The following is a 21,709-nucleotide window of genomic DNA, read 5'->3' as shown; positions in this document are numbered from 1 at the left end:
AAACGTTAAAAACCTGGTAAAAATCAATGAGTAAAGTTACGAAAGAATGCGGTCGAAATCCCTGGAAATTAATGTTATTCGATTGATTAGGTTAAATAGTGGCTTGAATACTCCCAGAAGCCGCTAATGGCGAATTAAGTTAGGTTAAAAGAGGCAAGCACAAGCGTGAATCGGTACTCCCTCATCCAGTCTCGGCGCTACGATCCCGAAGCGATCGCCCAGTACTTCCGCTATCGTCCCTGGCGAATTCTCTGGCGAGCCATCAAAATTATCTGGTTATTTGCAGGGTTTGTTCTGGGCTTAAAGTGGGACGATTGGCTGAACCAGGACTGGAAGAATCGAGAGAAACGCGCCACTCAACTGCGGGAAATCCTCACTCGCCTGGGTCCAACCTTTATTAAAGTCGGTCAAGCTCTCTCCACAAGACCCGACTTAGTGCGGAAAGACTTTTTAGAAGAACTCATCAAATTACAAGACCAACTGCCGCCATTTGATAATGCGATCGCATTCAATATCATTGAAACCGAGCTAGAACGCTCAGTAGAAGAGATATATAGAGAAATATCCCCAGAACCACTTGCTGCCGCCAGTCTGGGTCAAGTTTATCGAGCGCGTCTTCACACCGGCGAAGAAGTCGCCGTCAAGGTGCAACGCCCCAACTTGCTACCAACCATCACCCTCGATCTTTACTTGATGCGATGGATGGCGGCTTGGTTGAGTCCTTGGCTTCCCCTAAATTTAGGGCATAACCTGACTCTGATCGTCGATGAATTCGGTTACAAGTTATTTGAAGAAATTGACTACCTCAACGAAGGACGAAACGCCGAAAAATTTGCCACTAATTTCCGCGACGACCCCAGCGTTAAAGTCCCAGCCATCTACTGGCGCTACACCAACACTCGCGTCCTGACTCTAGAGTGGATTGACGGCTTCAAACTGAACGATACCGAGCGCATTAAAGCAGCCGATTTGGAAACCGATACCTTGATCGAGATTGGCGTCACCGCCGGTCTACGACAGCTATTGGAATACGGCTTTTTCCATGCTGATCCCCATCCAGGTAACCTGTTTGCCCTGCCAGATGGTCGTATGGCTTATATAGACTTTGGCATGATGGATCAGATGGAGGAGGATACCAAAGAAACCCTCGTCAGTGCTGTCGTTCACCTAATTAACAAAGACTATATTGAGTTAGCCAAAGACTTTGTTAAGCTAGGCTTTTTGACGCCAGAAACGGATATTGTTCCGATCATTCCAGCGCTAGAAAGCGTACTGGGAGATGTCATCGGCGAAAGTGTACAAGACTTTAACTTTAAGACAATTACAGACAAGTTCTCGGAACTGATGTACGACTATCCGTTCCGAATTCCGGCGAAATTTGCCTTAATTATTCGTTCCTTGGTGACACAAGAGGGATTGGCTCTCAGCTTAAATCCCAATTTCAAAATTGTCGAAGTTGCCTATCCCTACGTAGCGCGGCGTTTGCTGACTGGCGAATCTCCAGAAATGCGGCGACGTTTAATTGAAGTCTTGTTCAAAGACGGCAAATTCCAATGGCAGCGGTTAGAGAACATGATTGCGATCGCTCGCTCAGATGATAACTTCGATCTATTGCCTACCGCTCAACTAGGATTACAGTTTCTCCTCTCTGAAGAAGGACAATTTCTGCGACGCCAGGTGCTAATCGCTTTGACAGAAGATGACCGACTTCATACCGAAGAAGTGCGACGTCTATGGAATCTAGTGAAAGATGACCTGAAGCCGTCACGGTTGTTTAATGTAGCCCTCGGAGCCTTGACGGAACTCTCCACTGAAGGAGTCGCCGCACTATTACCTTCTTTTGCCACACTTGCTGCCTTGCAGGAGAGAGAATAAAGCGTTGGGTCTTAGGGAATCGGTAATGAGTAATTGGTAATTGGCGCAGTGTGAAACTTTGTGTCTTTCTCCCTCCAATTAAGGGGGGGATTGGGGGAGCTGACAAAATTTTCTTGACATTTCGATCGCCCCAACCCCTGATAAATTAGAGGCTGAGAAAAAGTTGCACATAGCGGTAATTGGTAATTCCATTACCGATTCCCCGTTGCCCATTTACCCGTTACCCATTAGGAGTTTTTAGTGTACTATTTCCCAGATCCGCCGTATTTTTTACTTGTTTTCGGTTTGTTTGCTGGAATAACCTGTGGTCTTGCTTTTGAAGCCACCCTCAAACAGCAAGTGCGGGAATGGTCAAAGAATCGCTCTACCCGGACTTTGGCTCAGATGCAAGGGATACAATTACAGTTGCCATTCCTGGGAATTTGTGGCGGAATCTGTCTGTTTCTAGTAGCTGGATTAGAGATTTTTGGCTTTCCTGGATGGCTATCTTTTGGGACTTCGATGCCACTTACTCTATTTATTGGCTTGTTAGTTTGGTCGCAACTCAAGAGTCTTTTAGGCCAACTAGAACGTGGTGGCTCTCGCGCACTTGATTTAGATGCTTGGGAATAAGCGATTAGCGATTCGCTTTGCTATTTAAAAGAGAGAGGGTAAGCAACTGCTTACCCTCTCTCTTTTAGATTAGATAGCCATGATTATTCGGAAACGATATTAGTAGACATCCGCGAAGTCCCAACCATCAACATAGCCCAAAGGCCCTGGTGTCGCCCCAGGAACAACAACTTTATACCACTTGTTGCTCCATTGGTTTTGGTCTGGATGGAAGTCCAGTGTTGTGCCAGTGGGTAAAGTTTTAATAATCCGACCCGAACATGGCGATGACCGAACGTTTAACGGTCCTTTAGTAACGCGAACCTTTCCAGGAGCGAGAGGATTAATTATCATCCATCCTTGAGCCCGATTGCTTTCACAAGCATTAGTAGAATTGAATCCGTAAGTTACGCGAATCCAAGTATAACCATTGCCTTGCTGAGTACCTCCGCTAGGATCGTTGAGAACATCAGCTCCGGGTCTAGCGACCCGCAGGACACGGCAGCTGGTACTGGGACAAGAGCGAATATTCACGGTACTCAAGACGTTATAAACTCGACCATCATCCGTTGCCGTGCCAGCTACACTTGCACCGAGAGCGTTTGCCGTACCAACTCTAGCTTTTATCGCTTCGCGGGCTGTCTGAGCTTCTGTAACACCTCCCGCTTGTTCTGGTGCGACAGTTCTGGGAGCAAATTTGTTACCATCTTGAGAAGGTTCAGCTAAATTTTTGGGGACGGACAAACCTACTGCAAGGGCTAGTAGCGTAACCGTTGTGGCACATCCACCAATTACTTTAAGAGATCCAAGGCGCATAGCAGTTCTTTTCCTTTAAATCAGTCCGTGAAGGTCGTTTTCCTTCCGCATGTTATTAAACACAGTGCTGCAAACTGATTTTTCGGACTTGCCTAGAATCGAGAATTACATATCCATCTAAAGGTAGATTTAGAAGTTTGTTAGGAACTTTTTGATTCTAATTTTTATCTTTATTCCAACTTTCCGGCTATAGAAAAAGGCGATCGCCTTTACAACTGAAAGCGATCGCCTTGATGATTTAAAGCGGGAAAAAATTCAACAGCTTGCCGGTGTGAAGATAGCGGCTTCGATACGATTCAGGGCTTTTTCCAGATCGTCGTTCATGATTTGAATATCGAATTCACTCGCTGCCGCAATTTCGGCTTCGGCACGGTTAAGCCGTCGCGCGATCGCCACCTCTGAATCTTGCCCGCGTCCTCGGATTCGATTTTCTAGTTCGCTGACGGAAGGCGGTAGGATAAAAATCTGTAGGGCGCTTGGGAAATTTTGTCTGATCTGCCGCGCCCCTTCTAGTTCAATTTCTAATATCACCCACTGACCCTGCTGGATTTGCTCCTCCACTTGTCGTCGTAGGGTGCCATAACAGTTACCAGCAAACTCAGCCCACTCCAGTAATTCACCAGCTTCCAGCATTTGCTCAAACTGGTTGCGGCTAACAAAATAATAGTGTTTTCCCTCAATTTCGCCGGGACGAGGGGCGCGAGTCGTCGCGGATACAGAATAATACAGTTCCGGATGACGCTGCAAGAGCGATCGCAGCAAAGTACCTTTGCCTACGCCACTCGGCCCAGTCAAAACAATCAGCCTGCCAGTTTTCATGCTCCTATCACCCGTGAAAATGCCTATTGCCTTAATTGTTGCTGGCATTCACGTCTTTGCCAATCACAAAGCGATGAGCAACGGTTTCAGGCTGAATGGCGGAGAGAATGATGTGGCTGGAATCGGTAATAATTACCGCGCGAGTGCGACGCCCATAGGTTGCATCAATCAACTGCCCTCTATCTCTGGCGTCGGTGATAATCCGTTTAATGGGCGCAGATTCTGGACTGACAATGGCAACCACTCGGTTTGCAGACACGATGTTACCAAAACCGATATTGATTAACTGAATGTCCATATAAAACTAGCGGCATAACCGCCTAAAAAGCTTATTTAAGTCTAGTTCCCATGTTATCTACAAAATTTTTGACTTACAAGCCTAAAATCCACAAAAACTCGCGTTTTTACGGGATCGCTGCTTTTTTTTCCCTTTTACCCCTATTATCTATTCCGAAAGGCAGAGGCAGGTTTGGCAGCCACGTCAATGGTTAACCAACACATTTGGTTTAATTCATCTTTCCCGCCGCTGGCTGTGAACTAGATGAAAAATAAATACTAGCGTGGCTGGAACAGGTTGAACGACGCGATCGCTTCACGATTGTCTGTAGAATCGCTCTCCGTTCACGGGGTGGGAAGTATTTCTTTGTATTCCTATAAAAATCAAATTCTACCAGAGGATGGCTGGTTGCAACTATTTACGAGATTTTACATAGATCGCTTCTCAGTAGAATTACAATTAATCCGCTTTTTTAACCTTTTTTAAAAATTAACTACAGTATTTTTATTGAGAAAAATATTTTTTTATACCCCAAGATATCGAAAGTAAAATGCTTTTATCTAGGTTTTTCCATAACTTCAAAATACAAACTATAGCGATAAAGTTTTCGTAAAATAAGCTATTTTTAGCAGCGTTTATTGGCATGAGTCATTTATGCTAAAAAAGTAGCGCCAACCAAAGCACGGCAAGCGGGGGCGTAAAGATCAATCCTGATATACCGTGCTTCACTTACCAAAACCAGGGAATAAAAAAATGGCTATTCGTAAAACACTTATTGGATTATTGATTGCCACTTTAGGGATATTATCGGCTCCATCTGATGCAAAAGCAATTTCTTTAAGTTATTTAGAAACCGACCAAGCCTTTAAGAATTTAAATGTAGATTTATTGTTTGTTGCGGAGGGTCGGATTGGCAGTAGCAATAACAGCACTTACGAACTCGATTTGCACGATGATACTGGCAGCACTAATTTTACAGTGCAGAAACAACAGGAATTAACAGATTCAAATTACTGGCAAAGTGGAAGAGTGGATGCTTTCACTTTGGCTTACGACGCACTCACAAAGATCGTTACCTACAAAGTCGGAAACCAAACTTTAGCTTACGATTACACATCGAAATTTACTCAAGGCGTCACAGATATCTTTGTCCGCACTAGAGCAAATAACACGAATAGCAGCATGATGGTCAAAGACTTATTGCTGAAAGATGCGTCGGGTACGAAGTCCATCGCCGAAACTTCTAGCGTTTCATGTACCCTGAGTCCTAATTGCACAACCTGGTACAAGGATGCCAATGGCAATATTTTTGAGGATGTGAAGGGGGGAGTGCAATATCTTCGGATCGGCGATGTATCGGGGAGTTTCAGCCTTACAGGGAATTCAATTATGAGTTGGACGGGAAAAATGCCTACCCAATCCAATCTCGCCTACCAAATCAAAGTTGGGACGACCGATGACTGGAAAAACCAACAGAGCGTTCCAGAACCCAGCGCGACGCTAGGATTGACCTTGGGCGCGATCGCACTCGGCTTAAAAACTCGCCGCCGTCGCCAATCTGTCTAAACAGAAACGAGTCATATTCATCTACGCACAAGGCTGTTTTAAAATAGCTTTGTGCGTTTTTTGTCGGAAGTAGCCTGAAACTGAGAGGATAGAAAGAGACCGCTCCTCGAAATCTTTACAAAAAATACCGATCGCGCGTGCAACTCGTTGACTTTACTACCTTAACTGCCGCTTGTTCTGAGCTGCGTGCTGAGTGGATACCGGCGCGGCTGGAACAAGTTTATCAGCGCGATCGCTTTACAATTTCCATAGCCCTGCGAACCCTGAAGCGGAGGAGTTGGCTGACAGTTTCTTGGCATCCGCAAGCAGCGCGTGTTTGCATTGGGGATCCACCTCCCCGCACGCCAGATACCTTTACCTTCAGCGACCAGCTACGGCATCAGTTGGGGGGCTTTGCCTTGGTGGCGATAGAAGCGAGTAGCGCTGACGCAAATACACCTTCAGCGATCGCGCCTTGGGAACGAGTGATCGATTTACAATTTGCCAAACGCCCAGGAGATCCGGCTATCTGGCACTTGTACGTTGAAATCATGGGCAAATACAGTAACGTCATCCTTACAGGTGCAGACAACCTGATTGTCACCGCCGCCCATCAAGTCAACGCCCAACAATCTAGCGTCCGTACCATCCTGACCGGACAGCCCTACGAATCTCCACCCGCCCTCACTGCAACCATCCCGACTTTAAGCGAATCCCAAGAACGCTGGCAAGAACGGCTGAGTTTAATTCCCGCAGCACTGCGGCGTCAGATGCTGAAAAATTACCGGGGTTTGAGTCCAGCGCTGGTTGTCTCAATGGTACAAGCCGCTGGTCTAGATCCAGAGCAATCTACCGATACCCTCACACAATCTGACTGGGACGCATTATTTCTCCGATGGCAAGAATGGCTGCAAGCAATTCTGAAAAGCCAATCCTCTCAGTCTTCTATCCCCTCGCCTACGACACTCGTGACGCAGAAGGAGACTGGGGCAGTTTTTCATCCCGGCTGGACACCTGAAGGATACAACGTCTTGGGCTGGGGCATTGTTAAGCCTGCTGAATCAGTCCAAGAATTACTCAACCGCTACTACACCGATCGGCTCAATCAACAAGAATTTAACCAGATTCATCATCAGTTGAGCCAGAAACTCAACAACGTTCTGGAAAAATTACGCTTGAAGGCGTCTACTTTTACGGAACGCTTGCAGCAATCCGATCAAGCAGACCAATATCGGCAACAGGCAGATTTGCTGATGGCTTACCTTCAGAACTGGGAACCAGGGATGAAGTCAATTGACCTCAATGAGTTTGACACCGGCAAACCTGTCACCATTCCCCTCGACCCTGAAAAAAATGCCGTCCAAAATGCCCAATCCCTCTACAAGCGGCATCAGAAGCTGAAACGCGCTCGCTCAGCCGTTGAACCGTTACTTAACGAGGTGCAAGCGGAAATAGACTACTTGGAGCAAGTAGAAGCAACCCTGACTCAGCTGGATTCTTACGATGACCCAGAAGATTTACAAACGCTTTTAGAAATCCGCGATGAGCTGATACAGCAGCAGTATCTACAAGATCCGGACAACCGCATCCGTAGGGACGAGGAGGGAAGTCACCCTTATCGTTACCAGACGCCCAGCGGCTTTGAGTTATTGATTGGGCGCAATAACCGCCAGAACGACCAGCTAACCTTTCGGATGGCTGGAGATTATGACCTCTGGTTTCACACGCAGGAAATTCCCGGAAGTCATGGATTGCTGCGTGTCGCTCCGGGTTCCGTCCCGGAAGAAGCCGATTTGCAATTTGCCGCCGATTTAATTTCCTACTACAGTCGTGCCAGACAAAGCGATCGCGTGCCAGTTGTTTACACGGAACCCAAGCACGTCTACAAACCCAAGGGTGCTAAACCGGGAATCGCTATTTATAAGCAGGAGCGCATTATCTGGGGGAGTCCTCAAACAGGAATCAACTATCTAAGGTAAGAAGTTTACAAAAAAATGTAAATATTTCTTTCAAAAAATGTGTATTTCCTGTTACAGTAAATATTAAAGAAATCTTACGGCTGGCGGATGGGAACGCGCAGCTCTGGATTTCCTCGGATTAACGACAACAAAAATAAAGATTTTGTTCAACCAGCTGTCACATCAGCTGGTTTTTTTTCAGTGGTAAGTGGTCATTAGTCATATCGCAATCCGCTTCAGAGTTGTGAGCTGCCAGGGTTTAGATCCCCGACTTCTTTAAGAAGTCGGGGATCTCGTCTTCACGAATCCTTTAGGAGTGCTATCTCAGATCTGGTTGTATCCACAATTAAGAAACGACCAATGACGGTTGACTCTTAACTAGAATGTAAACGTGGTGCGGATAGTACCGATCACAATATCATCGTTACGATTATTGTGGTCAGGGGCAGTAAGCCAGATAACCCCAGGCGTGATGGCGATATTGTCCGTTAATTGATACTGATAGAACGCTTCAATGTGCAGTGAAGTATCGTCATTGTCTCCCACGGGCGGGGTGGGGATGCCTGCTGCGGTTAATGCGGCGACTGCGCCGGGATTGATATCGATGGTTGAGTTAGTGACTTTCGGCTCCATCCCAACGATAATGCCAGCCAAGTTGCCTTGTTTACCCAAATCTGGGAAGGCTAAGGTGACAGCCCAGTTCCAGATGTCAACTTTGCCGCGCTCAATGAGTCCGCCTAAAGTGGAGAGGTTGCGCGTGTTGGTGTAGCCAACCCAGCCACCCAAAACAAAGCGATCGCTCAGTTGCCAAGATAACTCTACCCCATAAGAATTGCTGATCACGGGGAGATTGGTGCTGAACCCTAAGTTAGTTAAACCCCCGCCGACCGAACTACCGTCAATATCGGTATCGAAGAAGCGGGCAAGTCCGCCCTGGAAATTCGCGAGATTGCTACCAGTGCCGGTGTCATTGTTGTTGTAGGAATGAATGTACGTCAAGCCCAGCTTCAAGCGATCGCTTGGCTTGATCAATAGCTGTGCTAAGGCACCGTAAGGGCCATTGAACAAACCACCATCTTCTTCCGGGTTAGCGGCGTCCCCTGCTAAATAGCCTAAGCTGAGTTCAAAGCGATCGCCCAACTGCTGCCTTAGCCCAACTCCAGCACCTTCTGCTAGGTAATAAATCGGCGGGCGCGTTCCAAAAGTAGAGAGTGCCCCAGTTGTACCGTCACCGTCGAGGAAGTTGACGGTATCGGTAAAGTCATCTGCCGCACCTGCATTTGCCGCAACCACCACTTCTGTTCTCTCACCGATGGGGAAAGCGTAAAGAAACGCATCCACGAAAACATTACTGTCGGTATCACCTGAGAAAAACAGGTTGCCTTCTGGTGTCAAAGTGCGTTCGGTAAGAGAACCCAGTCCTTCCGCTTGCAGTCGCGTTCTCAGCACATCTTTCCCGGTGAAGCTGGTTTCAAAATTCAGACGGGTCCGATGACCAAAAATCGCTACATCGTCGATCTCATCGCCAGTCGCATCTTCTCCCTTGAAAATCCCTGCCAGCGCAAAGATCGCTTCTCCCTGTAGTTTGGTGGTGGTAGAAAATTGATGGCTTTCCAGAAAAGCGGTGCGACCTTCTAAATTATCAACCCGCGTCCCCAATGTCGCCAATTCCGCGCCAAATTCATCAATCAGTCGCTGTAATGTAGTTAAATCTGCTTTGGTGACGAAATCTGCCGAACTGGCGGCAATCAATTTCTCGATTTGTTGCAGACAAGCATTCAAACCGGCGGCAAATTCATACCGGCTGAGTGCCCGGTTGCCGCGAAAGGTGCCATCGGGATATCCTGCAATACAACCGTAACGTTCGACAAGCGATCGCAGTGCTTCATACGCCCAATCTGTCGGTTCTACGTCTTGCAGTTGGGAAACATTCGTGACTTGTTCTAGAGAACTATCCAGAGAACTATCCGTGTCCTCTGGATTGGTATAAACATCGATTTGTTCTAAAACGTCGGCATCAGCCGTTACTGATGTCGGGGTGGTAGCTGGGATTTGGGCTAAATCCGCCACTGTTGACTGATTCGGCGCGATCGCCGCTGATGCGGGTGTTTCTACCTTGACAGCAGATGTCTCGTCCAGCTTCATCTCAGAAGTGGTAATTGGGGCAGCTGCCACGGCTACCGAGTTTGATACCAATTCTTCATTTTTTTGATGTAACGCTTGAGATTCCTCTTGATCCTCCTTGATTGGGAGAGTCGGAGCGATCGCATCCTCGATTGCGTTCTCCTTAACTTCCATCACCGCCGGGGTTTCCGTTGCGAATGCCCCCGCATCCGTTAACAGCATTGCACCGAACACTGCTGGGCTTACCAGCAGCGCATTCCACAGGTTTTTAAATTTCATTTCTCACTCCTGACACCCTTTCAAGATTCTCCGCTGCGACTGACTGCTCTACAGTTTGCTAAAGACAATTTATTGACAATTTTGCTGAATTTTGCTTATAAATTGCCTTTTTCCAATGAAAAGCATCCGTTGCTGCTGAGAAATTTTGCTTTTAAACACTTAAGAGACAAGATTTCTCCAACTTTTACAATCCCCCCTGATGGCATTTACCAGTCAAAACTCAACTATCGGCAGCAATATCATACTAAAATGAGAATTATTCTCATAATATTAAAACAAGACTCATTCTCAAAAAAAGTAGATTGACACTTCCACCGTCAATCAGGAGATAAACCGTGACGTGCCTTAGAATCCGACATTATTCGAGCAAGCTTGCCCTACCTTTATTACTGCTGCCAGTGTTCGCTGCTACTGGGTGTAGCTCATCAAATACTTCTGTCCCATCCCCACAGCAGAGTGCTGCGCCGCAGTCGGCAGTGGGGGCGCAGAATCCGAAGTCTCCACGGGTGGTAGCAACATTCTTGCCGATTTATTGGTTTACCAAGGCAGTTGCGGGTGACAAAGCGCAGGTAGAAATTTTGGTGCCACCCGGATCGGAAGTGCATGAGTATCAAGCGACACCCGCAAACGTGCAAGCGATCGCTCAAGCAGATGTGCTGGTAAAAAATGGCTTCGGCTTGGAAGAATTTCTTCAAGAAACTATCAAAAATTCTGGAAACGCTCAGATTAAAGAAATTGATAGTAGTAAAAGCATTAACGCCTTAGAAGACGCCTCACCCGTGGTGAATGGTCAAGCAGCTAGCCACGAAGACCACAACCACGAGGGAGAAGCCGGTGCAAAGGCAGAAGAACACGACCATGCAGAAGGTAATCCTCACGTTTGGCTCGATCCAGTCCGAGCAAAACAGCAAGTAGAGAATATTCGGGATGGTTTAATTGCAGCCAATCCTGAGAACAAAGCGACTTATCAAGCAAACGCCACCGCCTACATTCAGCAACTGAAGGCGCTAGACAAAGAATTTCAGCAGCGTCTGCAACCTTATCGCGGTTGTACTTATGTCACCTTCCATGACGCCTATCCTTACATTGCTCAACGCTACCAGCTTCAGCAAGTTGCAGTAGTTCAGATTCCCGAAGATAACCTTTCGCCTGCTGACATCCAAAAGGCGGTTGGGGCAGTGAAAAAGTACAATGTTAAAGCCCTACTTGGCGAACCAGGAACTGACAATAAATTGCTTGAAAGTCTCTCTACCGACTTGAAATTAACCCTGAGAACCATCGATCCTCTGGAAAATGGCCCCCTGACTCCGGAGCATTATTTCACCGCGATGAAGCAAAATCTGCAAACCCTGGAAGCTGCCTGCAAGTAGACGTGAGAAACTCTGACGCCCCTATCCCATCGCCAATTCTGAAAGTTGACGGCTTAACTGTATATCTAGGCAGCTATCTGGCGCTTCGGGATGTCTCTTTTGAATTGCTACCCGGAACTGATACAGCAGTAGTTGGCCCGAATGGTGCGGGTAAAAGTACGCTGGTGCAAGCAATTCTGGGATTAATTCCGCGAAGTGCCGGAAAAGTAGAAATTTTTGACCGTCCAGTTGAACGTTTGGGGCATTGGTGTCACTGGTTAGGCTATATGCCGCAAAATTTTATCTTTGACCGGAGTTTTCCAATTTCTGTCGCCGAAATGGTGGGGTTGGGATGGGCGAAGAAAAATCAGGAGTCAGGAAAACTCACGGCTCAAAACTTTTTGTCATTCTGGCGGAAAGATGAAAAGAAATCAGAAGCGATTGCTTCTGCCTTGAAACGGGTAGACGCTTATCACCTGCGCCGTCAATCCATTGGTACTCTGAGTGGTGGACAACTCAAGCGAGTTCTGCTGGCTTATTGTCTGGTGATGCCTCGTCAACTTCTAGTCCTGGATGAAGCGTTTGCCGGTGTGGATGTGCAGGGTGCAGCAGATTTTTATGCTTTGCTGAATGAACTCAAACGCGAGCAAAATTGGACGGTGTTGCAAGTTTCTCACGATATCGACATGGTCAGTCACCACTGCGATCGCGTTCTCTGCCTCAATCAAACGGTAGTCTGCACTGGCACCCCGGAAATTGCCCTTTCCCCTCAAAACCTGCTAGCCACTTATGGCCCAAGTTTCAGTCGCTATCATCATCACCACTAAAAAGAATCAAAATGCTAGGAGTTTTTAATATTTAATTGGCTTCATCCAAATGTTCTGCAACAGAGCGATAGAGGTCTAAAACGTGATTATCTTGAAGGCTATAGAAGACCTTGCGCCCACGCTTGCGGTAGCTAACCAGTCGCAGGGCACGTAAGGCTCTCAACTGATGGGAAACCGCTGATTCGCTCATTGCCAGCGCTCCTGCCAAGTCACACACACACAGTTCTTTGAGTGCCAAAACTGATAGAATCCGCAGGCGATTGGCGTCTCCTAAGAGACTAAAGAACTCCGCCATTCGCTGGGACTTCTCGGTGCTGAGAATCTGACTTTGCAATTGGTGAACGTTATCTATGTCAACCGGATGTGGCGGATTACAATTTAAAGTTTCTGTCTTCTGAAGGTCGCTATTTACAGCTTCATCAGATGAAAGTTGCACTGACATTTCTCAAGCTATAGGTAGATACTCTTATCGTAACTGATTCGCTGACGTGGATGGAAAGCTCATGACTCTCCTAGATTGGTCGATCTCATTTCATTTTCACTGCCTAGCGATCGCGGATAGCGCTAACTTAATCACCTTGTTGCAGTTTCCCTTCATGCAACGAGCGATCGCAGGTGGCGTCCTGATGGGACTTCTCGGCGGATTTCTTGGCAGTTTTGTCACTTTGCGCCAATTGTCTTTTTTCAGCCACGCCGTTGGTCACGCGGCTTTAGTCGGGCTGGTGATGGGAGTCTTATTGCAGCTAAATCCCACCTGGATGCTACTACCCTTTACGGTAATTTTTGGTCTAGCGGTTCTCTACTTGATTGATCAAACCAATCTCGCCAGCGACAACATCCTCAGCATTGTGCTATCCGGTGCCTTGGCAATTGGCGTCATCCTCAGCAGTTTTATCCAGGGATACCGAGGCAACCTCTTAGGCGCTCTATTTGGGGATATTCTCGCAATTAATAACACCGACTTGGTGCTGGTTTTTCTATTGCTTGTGGGCAGCGGTATCTTCTTACTGTCAACGCTGCGAGAGCAAATCTTATTGACGCTTAACCCCGATGTAGCAAAGGTTCAGGGTGTTCCAGTTCAGCTCTATCGCTACTTATTTGTTGTACTGCTGTCCCTGGCAGTTGCCGTTTCTATCAAAGCCGTAGGCATCTTACTCGTAAATGCCTTTCTAGTGATTCCCGCTTCTACTGCCAAGTTGTTGAGTCACCAATTTATCTACTTTCTCTGGCTCTCCGTTTTCTTGGGAGCGATGAGTAGCGTTGCTGGAATGATTGTATCCGGTCTTTTTAACTTTGCTTCTGGCCCTAGTATTGTTCTCGTCCAGTTTTTGCTGTTTCTAGCCGTTCTTGGCTGGGCAAAGCTGAATCTGCAAACTAGCTGAGACAAGTAAGGTTAGCGGGTTGTGGATTAGCCGGTTGAAGGTTAGCCAGTTTATAAGAACTTTCCACTGCTGTAAACCTTCAACCTTCAACTCTTGTAAGCTTTCAACCTTCAGTTAGCCGCAGTTACAGCCGTGATGGGAGCAGCCTTGTCCAGATTCGTGACCATTGGCACAAGCTTCGCCGCAGTAGTATTTACCACCTTTTTCCACCGCTTCGCTGATGGAAACAACGCACAGGCAAGATTCACAGGCACATTTCATCGAAGTTACGGTAGTCATCACTTTGTCCTAGTCAACTCTTCACTTACTATAACATCTGAACAGATATTCAGATATCCGTCCTTTTCAGGAATCGTCATAGAGATAGCGATACAGAGATAGCGATCGCCCTTGCTGGAACTGGGATCTCTGACAAAAACCAAAAATATTACCAAATCTGCCACTAGGGGCTTGTCAACACCGTCTAACTTTGTTAATTTAATAAAGCACCAAAAAAAGTGCGCCGGGATAGCTCAGTTGGTAGAGCAGAGGACTGAAAATCCTCGTGTCCGGAGTTCAAATCTCCGTCCTGGCATTTTCTAAAACGTAGATTCAGCACAAATTTTAGCTGATTGTCACTGCTACATTCTTATCGGGATTCTGTAGAGTCTACATAAATCCTGATTAATAATAAATAGCTATATAGCGATAAATTAAGGAATTTAGATTCACGGCAACCCGCTTTTCTGCTGGATTGGCTTTGTCCTGCTCTTTCTGGTTTATTCGAGAGGTCTATGCAGTACGTACCGGATTGCGTAGTGATATTGCCGGAGAGCGTGCGATCGCGCTTAACAGACAAAATAAAATCCCTATGCCAGTAGTACAATCTGGAAATCCGGGATTAGTGGCTCTCCAAGAGCGCGTGAAAGTAGCGCCTCTTGGTTAGAGTTGGCTTAACTCTAATATCCACGCAATCGGGCTTGTCAAAACCACTTGGTTTTGGCAAGCCCGATTAATTTACGCGAACTTTTGAAACCCGCGCAAGTGGATTTAGGCGAATTTCACTCGCACTTGTTACGACAGCGCAATATTATAATTTCTGTTTAGTTTTTAAGACTTCTATGTAAGCGATGGGAAGAACCACAGGCCAGAAAACTGTTGCGACCGTCAAAGTGATAAAAGAGGAAAATCTTTCTTCCGTATTCCAACTGCGATCGCGCTTAAACAATTCTAGCCAGAGGGTAAACAAAGTAGCAGCTATCAACAGGTAAATCACTTCTATACAGATCATAAGTTTATCCGGAGTCCTTTATCTCTCTCTATTGAGCATTCCCATACCAGAGATCGAGAATTTTTATTGCTTAACAAAACTTAGCACTAAGGCATTTTCTCCCCTTCTCAGAGGCAAAGCCTGTTATGCCAACAACAGGAGCAAGTTATGTCGAAAATTCATAATTCAAGGATCTAGTAACGAACCATCAAGGTTGTTGCTAAAGTTAATTTTTGCTTTGCTAGGTCGCTCTATTACTTATCAACGCTTGCTTTGCCATTTACGCAAGCAATTCCGAGATTACACACGTTCCCTCCAACCGTAGGCAGTAGAAAGCGCAACAAGCAACAGTGCGTTAGTCCGGAAATCTATAAAAATTGAGCGCTTCAACAAAAGCCCCATACAGCCATTAGCTCAAGTATGACCGTCAAGCTAAAGGCAAGAAAAAACGAAACGTACTACCCTTTCCCAGTTCACTTTCTACTTCAATCTGACCGCCTTGCAATTCGAGCAACCGGGAGGAAATCGCTAAACCGATGCCGGTTCCTCTAGAATTTTGGCTTCGAGACTGTTCAGCCCGCCAAAATCGCTCAAAGATATGGGGCAAATCCTCTGGTGCAATTCCTTGACCCGTATCCACCACCGCAATCCAGAGGCGTTTTGGTTCATTCCAAGCTTTGACCGTAATCGAACCAGCACTGGTATATAGCAGCGCATTTCCCAACAAATTGACCAGAACCTGCTCCACACGGTCAATATCCGCTAAGACCGGGGGCAACTGGGGCGGACAGTCTAAGCGCAGCACCGGCCCATCGTCCAGCACTTGGTCAGAAAATTTTTCCAACAGGGACTCTAATAAAGGTCGTAGATTGACCGTCTGGAGATTTATTGGTAAATAACCCGCCTCTGCCTTAGAGAGTTCTTGCAAATCGTTGACTAACCGTTCTAGCCGGATTGTTTCCCTCACCAAGCGCTGGTAAATCTCTGGCGATGGTTCAATCCTGCTATCAGCCATCTCCTCCAGGTATCCGCGAATTACAGTTAGGGGCGTTCGGAGTTCATGGGTCAGGTCGCTAATCAGTTCTCGCCGCCGCTGTTCCACACCTTCAAGACTAGACGCCATGCGGTTAAAACTAGAACCCAGGCGGTTGAGTTCGGGAATTTCACTTTTTGGTAGTCGCTCATCTAGATGCCCAGCAGCAAACTTGCGGGTAATTTGTTCCATCTGGGTCAAAGGCTGGGTAATTCGGCGAGATACCCAGTAACTCAAGCCACCAGCAGCTGTAGCACCCGCGATAAATGACAAGAACGTGCTGCGACTCCAGGCTGTTTCAAACCCTCTCACCAGCTGCCTGCGAGCATAGCGTACCTGTATGCCGCTGACCTCGATTTGTTCGAGTTGGACGATAAAGAAGCGGGGAGAAGACAGTTTACTGATAACGAGTAGACTACCCACTCCTACCATCATTACTAAGAGATGGGAAAGAAACAAGCGCGATCGCAGTCCCATTTTATTCCGGGGCATTTTATAGAGGTGAATCTTCAAACTTATAGCCCACACCAACTACTGTCTTAATAAAGGTAGGATTCGCTGGGTCTGGTTCAATTTTTTTCCGCAACCGAGCCACATGAGTATCCACCACCCGTTCATCGCCAAAAAAATCGTTCCCCCAAAGCTTCTCAATGAGTTGCGTTCGGTTCCAGACGCGACTGGGATGACTGATAAAGGTTGTTAAGAGATTAAATTCTAAGGTAGTCAAATCAAGTGCTTCCCAAGGATGGGGACTCAGTTGACGAGAGGCAGAGTGCTGCTCTACATCAACCGTGAAATGCTGAGTGCGATAAACCTGATGTTGTCCGCCCTGACGCAGGCTACGCCGCAGTAACGCCCGAACTCTGGCAACCAGTTCTCTAGGGCTGAACGGCTTGACAAGGTAATCATCAGCACCCGTAGACAGACCGATTACCCGGTCAATTTCTTCCCCTCTAGCCGTTAGCATCAAAATATAGGGATCTTTCGCTCCTGGTTTCTGCCGTATTCTGGCACACACTTCCAGGCCATCCAAACCCGGTAACATCAAGTCGAGAATGATTAAATCTGGTTGTTGCTCTTGAAAAACTTGTAAAGCTCTCAGACCATCGCGACTCAGATGACAGGAAAACCCCTCTTTTTCTAAAGTTATTTGGATGAGTTTAGCAATTTCCGGTTCATCCTCAACAATCAAAATATCCATATTGCTCAAGAAACATATAAAGATAATAAAAAAATTCTTTCTATGTCATTTTAAATTCATCCATCTGGTGCAGAACCAGCAAATAATTCTGCAAGGATTGGATTCAGTGATGATAAACTATGAAACCTTAACTTACTCAATCCTAAGCTAAGTAATGTTAAACCAGTTCCTTCTGAGATTCTCAATACTTCGATAGTTCTAAGGGGAATTCGGGGCTTTGATAGGCTCCAATCGATCGTGCTTCTTTCTCGTGCGAATACACCAAACTCAGACTCAGCAAGGATTTTAGCCTATCATTTTGTACCTCGCTAGAGTTCAAGCCGCTGTAGTGCAAATGGTGAAAACGCGCTACCGAACGTTAACATAGCCCCAGCGTTGGGCAATCAAAGACAAGGCTTCCGGGAGTTGAGAAGCTTGTAATATTGAGCTAAGCTACTTGGATAAGTTTAATATTTGCTTTAGCTATAGCGGTTACTTTTTGAATATTTGGTTTAGCCACAATGGTTACTTTCAGAACCCTGATAATTAAGAATTAAGGAATTTAATTTTTAATCTTTTGGACGCATTGCCTCTCGACCTAGCATCATCATTCCGGCAACGCCCAAACAGACAAACCAAATATACTGATACCAATGTTCCCGCACCTGCTCAACAGGGCTAAGTTCTGGATGCAAGAGATACAGATAAAGCAGCAACAAAACCAGAAAAAGCGCCCCAAATCCCGAAAAAGTCAAACCAATTAGAATACGAGCTGGTTTCAATTCCTCATCGCTGATTTCATCCAAGTCAATCTCTGCCAGTTGGTTGAGAGATTCATCAGCCACCTCGGAAGCATCTTGCAAACTGATTGCCACTGGCGGCGGCAACACCGGCGACAGAGTTGCTAAGGTTTTGCGTCGCAGCAACCCTTCGGTGTCTCGCAGAAACTCCAAAGGTGTTAGCGTGGCAGCTCCAAAGGCGCTTCGCTCTGGTGGTTCAGCAAATTCAGTTGCTTCGGGAATTGAGGTTGCAGTAACTTCTGGTTCAAAATCCATCGCTTATTTCAATCCCTAATCGGAATTATAAACTTATGCCGACGCCTAACATTCTTTTAACCTGAAACCCTTTGTCATGTCACATCAAATTTGTCAGATTTTGTAGAAACTGCCTCGCGCTGCCAAGCCGCCGAGACAGTTTCTAGGAAACAATCAAAGTGGTGAATTTTCTAAACTTAGACGACACCGATACAAGGAATAAAGTAGCCCACCCTATCCCCTAAAAGCCCAATTTTTCCAACACTGGATGAGTCGAGACAATATGTCTATCCAAACCGAGCTGCTTCGGGCTAATCCCCAGCGCCAGAGAAATTAACTGGGGTAAATGCAGCACTGGCAAACCTAACTTATGCCCGATCGTTTTTTCAACCTCCGGTTGACGAGAGTCGAGATTTAGATGGCACAGGGGACAAGGCGTCACCATACAATCAGCACCTGCATCGAGGGCTTCTTGAATGTGCGACCCAGCCATCTTGAAAGATTGCGTGGTGGCATAGCTGGAAAGAGGCCATCCACAACACTGGGTGCGTCCTCGGTAGTAAACTGGCGTCGCCCCTACTGCCCGAAACACATTTTCCATCGATTCGGGTTGGAGAGGGTCGTCATAGGGGATATGAGTTTGGGCGCGGAGCAAATAGCAGCCATAAAATGCCGCACACTTCAAGCCAGCTAGTTTGCGGCTAACTCGATTTTGCAACTCCTCTAGTCCATAATCGGCGACTAATGCCCAAAGCAGATGTTTGACTTCTGTATTGCCTTGATAAGGAGAACAGCCTTCTTTCTTCAGTAAGCCATTCACCTGTTCTATATAAGCCGGGTTTGATTGTTGGGAGTCCTTCAAACGCTCATCCACATGACCAATTACGCCCTGGCAGGTACTGCAATGGGTTAACAACGGCAGATTCAGTTCTTCTGCTAGAGCAATATTGCGAGCGTTTACCGTATCTTCTAGCAGTTGAGAATCTTCTTTGTAGGTACCAGAACCACAACAAGCAGCTTTTTTTAGCTCAATCAGTTCGATGCCCAGGGCTTGGGTGAGGGCTGCTGTAGACTGGTAAAGCTCCCGGCAAGCGCCTTGAGCAACGCAGCCGGGAAAGTAAGCATATTTAAGAGTCGGGGATGCCATATTTTGACGAAAGACCAAAGGCAATTCAGAAGGACTGAGAATTTCAGGACTGTTAGCGTAGCGGGGCGTTAGCTCGGACTGAGCAGAGGAATGTCAGGAATCAGGAGGAGCAAAAAATTACTTTTTTCTTTTTTTCACTCAGTCCGCACTTTCACGCCTCTACGCTAACAGTTCTCAGCACTCCCTTTACCCCTATCATCGCTTGTCCATCCCATACTGGGGGTAACTGGTGACATTCGTTTAAGTTTCAATAGAACAGTGCCACTTGGAGAAGCGACTATCTAGCGTTTTTGTTGTCCCCTCTTTCAGATAAGATGAAGAGATGCTTAGAACCGTATAACCCTAAGAACATAGCTTGAGGGAATGGGTAGAGGATCAATATGAGCCAAGAGGAAATTTTTGCAAGAGTCAAGAAGATTGTGGCGGAACAACTGGAGGTTGCACCCGACGAAGTCACGCCACAAGCTAACTTTGCTAACGATCTGGGAGCGGATTCCCTCGATACGGTTGAACTCGTAATGGCATTGGAAGAAGAGTTTGATATCGAAATTCCAGACGAGGCAGCTGAGCAAATTGCCACCGTTCAAGCCGTTGTGGACTACATCAGTGGCAAAGTGGCGGCTTCGGCATAAATAATCGTGCTGAATGCTGTAGGGGCGGGTAAAGAAGAATTTTCTTCGGGCGCGTTAATTAAAACTAATTAAAACTCGGTGCAAAACTCGCCCACAGGGAAGTCCTAAGTTGAAAATAACAATAGATACTTAGTTCTGAGTCTTCTTTCCTCGGTCCTATTACTGTTTTGCGTTTTGGGTGCAAAACCCATCTATTACTGGCATAATGACAAATTTTGAACGGAAGCGCGTTGTTGTAACAGGTCTCGGCGCGATTACACCGATAGGCAACACTTTGACAGATTATTGGTCAGGGTTGTTGAGCGGCACAAATGGCATTGGTCCGATTACATTGTTCGATCCTTCCCGGCATGATTGTCGCATCGCTGGTGAAGTCAAGGGATTTGACCCCCACACATACCTGGAGCGTAAGGAAGCAAAGCGGATGGATCGCTTTGCTCAATTTGCGGTAGCTGCGAGCAAGCAGGCGATCGCAGACTCTCAATTTGTCATTAATGAGCTGAACGCAGAACAAGTCGGCGTCATCATTGGCAGCGGGGTGGGCGGTCTTAAAGTGTTGGAAGACCAGCAAGAAATCTACTTGAGTCGTGGTCCCGACCGCTGTAGCCCGTTTATGATTCCCATGATGATTGCCAACATGGCAGCGGGTTTAACGGCAATCCACACGGGTGCCAAAGGGCCAAACTCTTGCCCGGTGACAGCCTGTGCCTCTGGCTCTAACGCGGTGGGAGATGCCTTTCGCCTGATTCAAGGGGGATATGCCCAAGCGATGATTTGTGGTGGCAGCGAAGCCGCCGTGACACCTTTATCGTTGGCTGGATTTTCTTCAGCACGGGCACTTTCGACGCGCAATGACGACCCGGCTCATGCTTGTCGTCCTTTTGATCGCGATCGCGATGGCTTTGTCATGGGTGAAGGCGCTGGCATTTTAGTGTTGGAAGAACTGGAACACGCCTTGAGCCGTGGCGCTCGGATTTATGCAGAAATTGTTGGCTACGGCATGACTTGTGATGCCTACCATATGACTGCACCCGTTCCAGGTGGTGAAGGAGCTAGTAGAGCCATGCAGCTAGCTTTGAAAGATGCAGGATTGGCTCCCGATCGAGTTAGCTACGTCAATGCTCATGGAACCAGCACACCAGCCAACGATGTGACTGAGACAGCAGCGATCAAAAAGGCTTTAGGTGAGAGTGTTGCCTACAAAGTGGCGGTTAGCTCCACCAAATCGATGACGGGGCACCTGCTAGGGGGTTCTGGCGGGATTGAAGCAGTTGCTACGGTGATGGCGATCGCCCAAGACCAGATTCCTCCCACCATCAACCTCGAAAACCCCGATCCGGGTTGCGACCTGGATTATGTACCCAACAAAAGTCGCTCTCAAACCGTCGAGGTGGCGCTGTCGAACTCTTTCGGGTTTGGCGGTCACAACGTGACACTCGCATTTAAAAAGTACAGATAGGGGCGATAAAAATATCAGCGGGTCGGGTGAGGGGAAAAAAATTTAATCCTTCACCCTTTATAATTTATCCTGTTTCTCACAAAGTATGGGATCTCCCATTCCGAATCGACATGGGGTAAGCAAGACCACCTAT

At 46.9% G+C, this 21,709-nt stretch carries 20 protein-coding genes and 1 tRNA gene; 10 read left to right on the top strand and 11 right to left on the bottom strand.

Annotated features, from left to right (window positions below):
• Nucleotides 1–165: 165 nt before the first annotated feature.
• A complete protein-coding gene (locus NC996_RS14070) occupies nucleotides 166–1,875 on the top strand; it encodes an AarF/UbiB family protein (protein WP_190668278.1) in 1,710 nt (569 codons plus the stop codon).
• Nucleotides 1,876–2,115: 240 nt separating this feature from the next.
• The gene (locus NC996_RS14065; RefSeq protein ID WP_190688212.1) at nucleotides 2,116–2,487 is read left to right on the top strand and encodes a hypothetical protein; all 372 of its coding nucleotides are present in this window, start codon (nucleotides 2,116–2,118) and stop codon (nucleotides 2,485–2,487) included.
• Nucleotides 2,488–2,586: 99 nt separating this feature from the next.
• On the opposite strand, the gene NC996_RS14060 is transcribed toward NC996_RS14065, so the two are convergent.
• From NC996_RS14060 to NC996_RS14050, 3 genes are all read right to left on the bottom strand, one after another.
• Nucleotides 2,587–3,282, bottom strand: coding sequence for an SH3 domain-containing protein (locus tag NC996_RS14060; protein WP_190688209.1), 696 nt, complete (start codon nucleotides 3,280–3,282; stop codon nucleotides 2,587–2,589).
• A gap of 255 nt (nucleotides 3,283–3,537) precedes the next feature.
• Nucleotides 3,538–4,101: a guanylate kinase gene (gene gmk / locus NC996_RS14055; RefSeq protein WP_190413938.1), complete on the bottom strand. Its 564-nt coding sequence runs from the start codon at nucleotides 4,099–4,101 to the stop codon at nucleotides 3,538–3,540.
• Nucleotides 4,102–4,132: 31 nt separating this feature from the next.
• On the bottom strand, nucleotides 4,133–4,399 hold the full coding sequence (locus NC996_RS14050; protein WP_190413898.1) for a DUF370 domain-containing protein: 267 nt from the start codon (nucleotides 4,397–4,399) through the stop codon (nucleotides 4,133–4,135).
• A 732-nt stretch (nucleotides 4,400–5,131) separates the two neighbouring features.
• Between NC996_RS14050 and NC996_RS14045 the strand changes: the two genes are divergently transcribed.
• Together NC996_RS14045 and NC996_RS14040 are read left to right on the top strand one after the other, a co-directional pair.
• Nucleotides 5,132–5,944 (top strand): PEP-CTERM sorting domain-containing protein, encoded by an 813-nt coding sequence (locus NC996_RS14045; protein ID WP_190688206.1) that lies wholly within the window; start codon nucleotides 5,132–5,134, stop codon nucleotides 5,942–5,944.
• 137 nt (nucleotides 5,945–6,081) lie between these two features.
• On the top strand, nucleotides 6,082–7,902 hold the full coding sequence (locus tag NC996_RS14040) for an NFACT RNA binding domain-containing protein (RefSeq protein ID WP_190688203.1): 1,821 nt from the start codon (nucleotides 6,082–6,084) through the stop codon (nucleotides 7,900–7,902).
• 357 nt (nucleotides 7,903–8,259) lie between these two features.
• Here NC996_RS14040 and NC996_RS14035 read toward each other — a convergent pair whose 3' ends face one another.
• Nucleotides 8,260–10,284: an iron uptake porin gene (locus tag NC996_RS14035; RefSeq protein WP_190688200.1), complete on the bottom strand. Its 2,025-nt coding sequence runs from the start codon at nucleotides 10,282–10,284 to the stop codon at nucleotides 8,260–8,262.
• A 335-nt stretch (nucleotides 10,285–10,619) separates the two neighbouring features.
• Here NC996_RS14035 and NC996_RS14030 point away from each other — a divergent pair, with 335 nt between their 5' ends.
• Both NC996_RS14030 and NC996_RS14025 read left to right on the top strand, forming a co-directional pair.
• Entirely contained in the window at nucleotides 10,620–11,654 is a 1,035-nt protein-coding gene (locus tag NC996_RS14030) for a zinc ABC transporter substrate-binding protein (RefSeq protein ID WP_190688197.1), read from the top strand.
• A gap of 23 nt (nucleotides 11,655–11,677) precedes the next feature.
• Nucleotides 11,678–12,460 carry an ATP-binding cassette domain-containing protein gene (locus NC996_RS14025; protein WP_190530118.1) on the top strand — a complete coding sequence of 261 codons (783 nt, stop codon included), beginning with the start codon at nucleotides 11,678–11,680 and terminating at the stop codon, nucleotides 12,458–12,460.
• A gap of 31 nt (nucleotides 12,461–12,491) precedes the next feature.
• On the opposite strand, the gene NC996_RS14020 is transcribed toward NC996_RS14025, so the two are convergent.
• Nucleotides 12,492–12,902, bottom strand: a complete 411-nt coding sequence (locus tag NC996_RS14020) for a metalloregulator ArsR/SmtB family transcription factor (RefSeq protein ID WP_190413889.1) — start codon at nucleotides 12,900–12,902, stop codon at nucleotides 12,492–12,494.
• A 61-nt stretch (nucleotides 12,903–12,963) separates the two neighbouring features.
• On the opposite strand from NC996_RS14020, the gene NC996_RS14015 reads away from it, so the two are divergent.
• Entirely contained in the window at nucleotides 12,964–13,842 is an 879-nt protein-coding gene (locus NC996_RS14015; RefSeq protein WP_190688195.1) for a metal ABC transporter permease, read from the top strand.
• Between the two features lie 114 nt (nucleotides 13,843–13,956).
• Here the strand turns inward: NC996_RS14015 and NC996_RS14010 are convergent, their stop codons facing one another.
• Nucleotides 13,957–14,121 (bottom strand): metallothionein, encoded by a 165-nt coding sequence (locus NC996_RS14010; protein WP_190413885.1) that lies wholly within the window; start codon nucleotides 14,119–14,121, stop codon nucleotides 13,957–13,959.
• Nucleotides 14,122–14,343: 222 nt separating this feature from the next.
• Between NC996_RS14010 and NC996_RS14005 the strand changes: the two genes are divergently transcribed.
• Nucleotides 14,344–14,416: transfer RNA gene (locus NC996_RS14005), tRNA-Phe, on the top strand.
• A 495-nt stretch (nucleotides 14,417–14,911) separates the two neighbouring features.
• On the opposite strand, the gene NC996_RS14000 is transcribed toward NC996_RS14005, so the two are convergent.
• The 5 genes from NC996_RS14000 to NC996_RS13980 all read right to left on the bottom strand — a co-directional run bounded on the left by NC996_RS14000 (nucleotide 14,912) and on the right by NC996_RS13980 (nucleotide 19,485).
• Nucleotides 14,912–15,112 carry a hypothetical protein gene (locus tag NC996_RS14000; protein ID WP_190412997.1) on the bottom strand — a complete coding sequence of 67 codons (201 nt, stop codon included), beginning with the start codon at nucleotides 15,110–15,112 and terminating at the stop codon, nucleotides 14,912–14,914.
• A 406-nt stretch (nucleotides 15,113–15,518) separates the two neighbouring features.
• The gene (locus tag NC996_RS13995; RefSeq protein ID WP_190675144.1) at nucleotides 15,519–16,616 is read right to left on the bottom strand and encodes a HAMP domain-containing sensor histidine kinase; all 1,098 of its coding nucleotides are present in this window, start codon (nucleotides 16,614–16,616) and stop codon (nucleotides 15,519–15,521) included.
• 1 nt (nucleotide 16,617) lies between these two features.
• Entirely contained in the window at nucleotides 16,618–17,325 is a 708-nt protein-coding gene (locus NC996_RS13990) for a response regulator transcription factor (protein ID WP_190412999.1), read from the bottom strand.
• A gap of 548 nt (nucleotides 17,326–17,873) precedes the next feature.
• Nucleotides 17,874–18,359: a hypothetical protein gene (locus NC996_RS13985; protein WP_190536626.1), complete on the bottom strand. Its 486-nt coding sequence runs from the start codon at nucleotides 18,357–18,359 to the stop codon at nucleotides 17,874–17,876.
• A gap of 220 nt (nucleotides 18,360–18,579) precedes the next feature.
• Complete coding sequence (locus tag NC996_RS13980) at nucleotides 18,580–19,485, bottom strand: CoB--CoM heterodisulfide reductase iron-sulfur subunit B family protein (RefSeq protein ID WP_190413001.1); 906 nt, start codon at nucleotides 19,483–19,485, stop codon at nucleotides 18,580–18,582.
• Between the two features lie 380 nt (nucleotides 19,486–19,865).
• Between NC996_RS13980 and acpP the strand changes: the two genes are divergently transcribed.
• Nucleotides 19,866–20,117 (top strand): acyl carrier protein, encoded by a 252-nt coding sequence (gene acpP, locus NC996_RS13975; RefSeq protein WP_190413002.1) that lies wholly within the window; start codon nucleotides 19,866–19,868, stop codon nucleotides 20,115–20,117.
• A 205-nt stretch (nucleotides 20,118–20,322) separates the two neighbouring features.
• Nucleotides 20,323–21,576 (top strand): beta-ketoacyl-ACP synthase II, encoded by a 1,254-nt coding sequence (fabF, locus tag NC996_RS13970; protein WP_190425191.1) that lies wholly within the window; start codon nucleotides 20,323–20,325, stop codon nucleotides 21,574–21,576.
• Nucleotides 21,577–21,709: the final 133 nt, after the last annotated feature.

This window comes from Trichocoleus sp. ST-U2, from assembly GCF_039961875.1.
In the GTDB taxonomy this organism is placed as follows: Bacteria; Cyanobacteriota; Cyanobacteriia; order Cyanobacteriales; family FACHB-T130; genus FACHB-T130.
The sequence above is the reverse complement of the archived record's forward strand: the minus strand, read 5'-3'. Positions and strand labels throughout refer to the sequence as shown.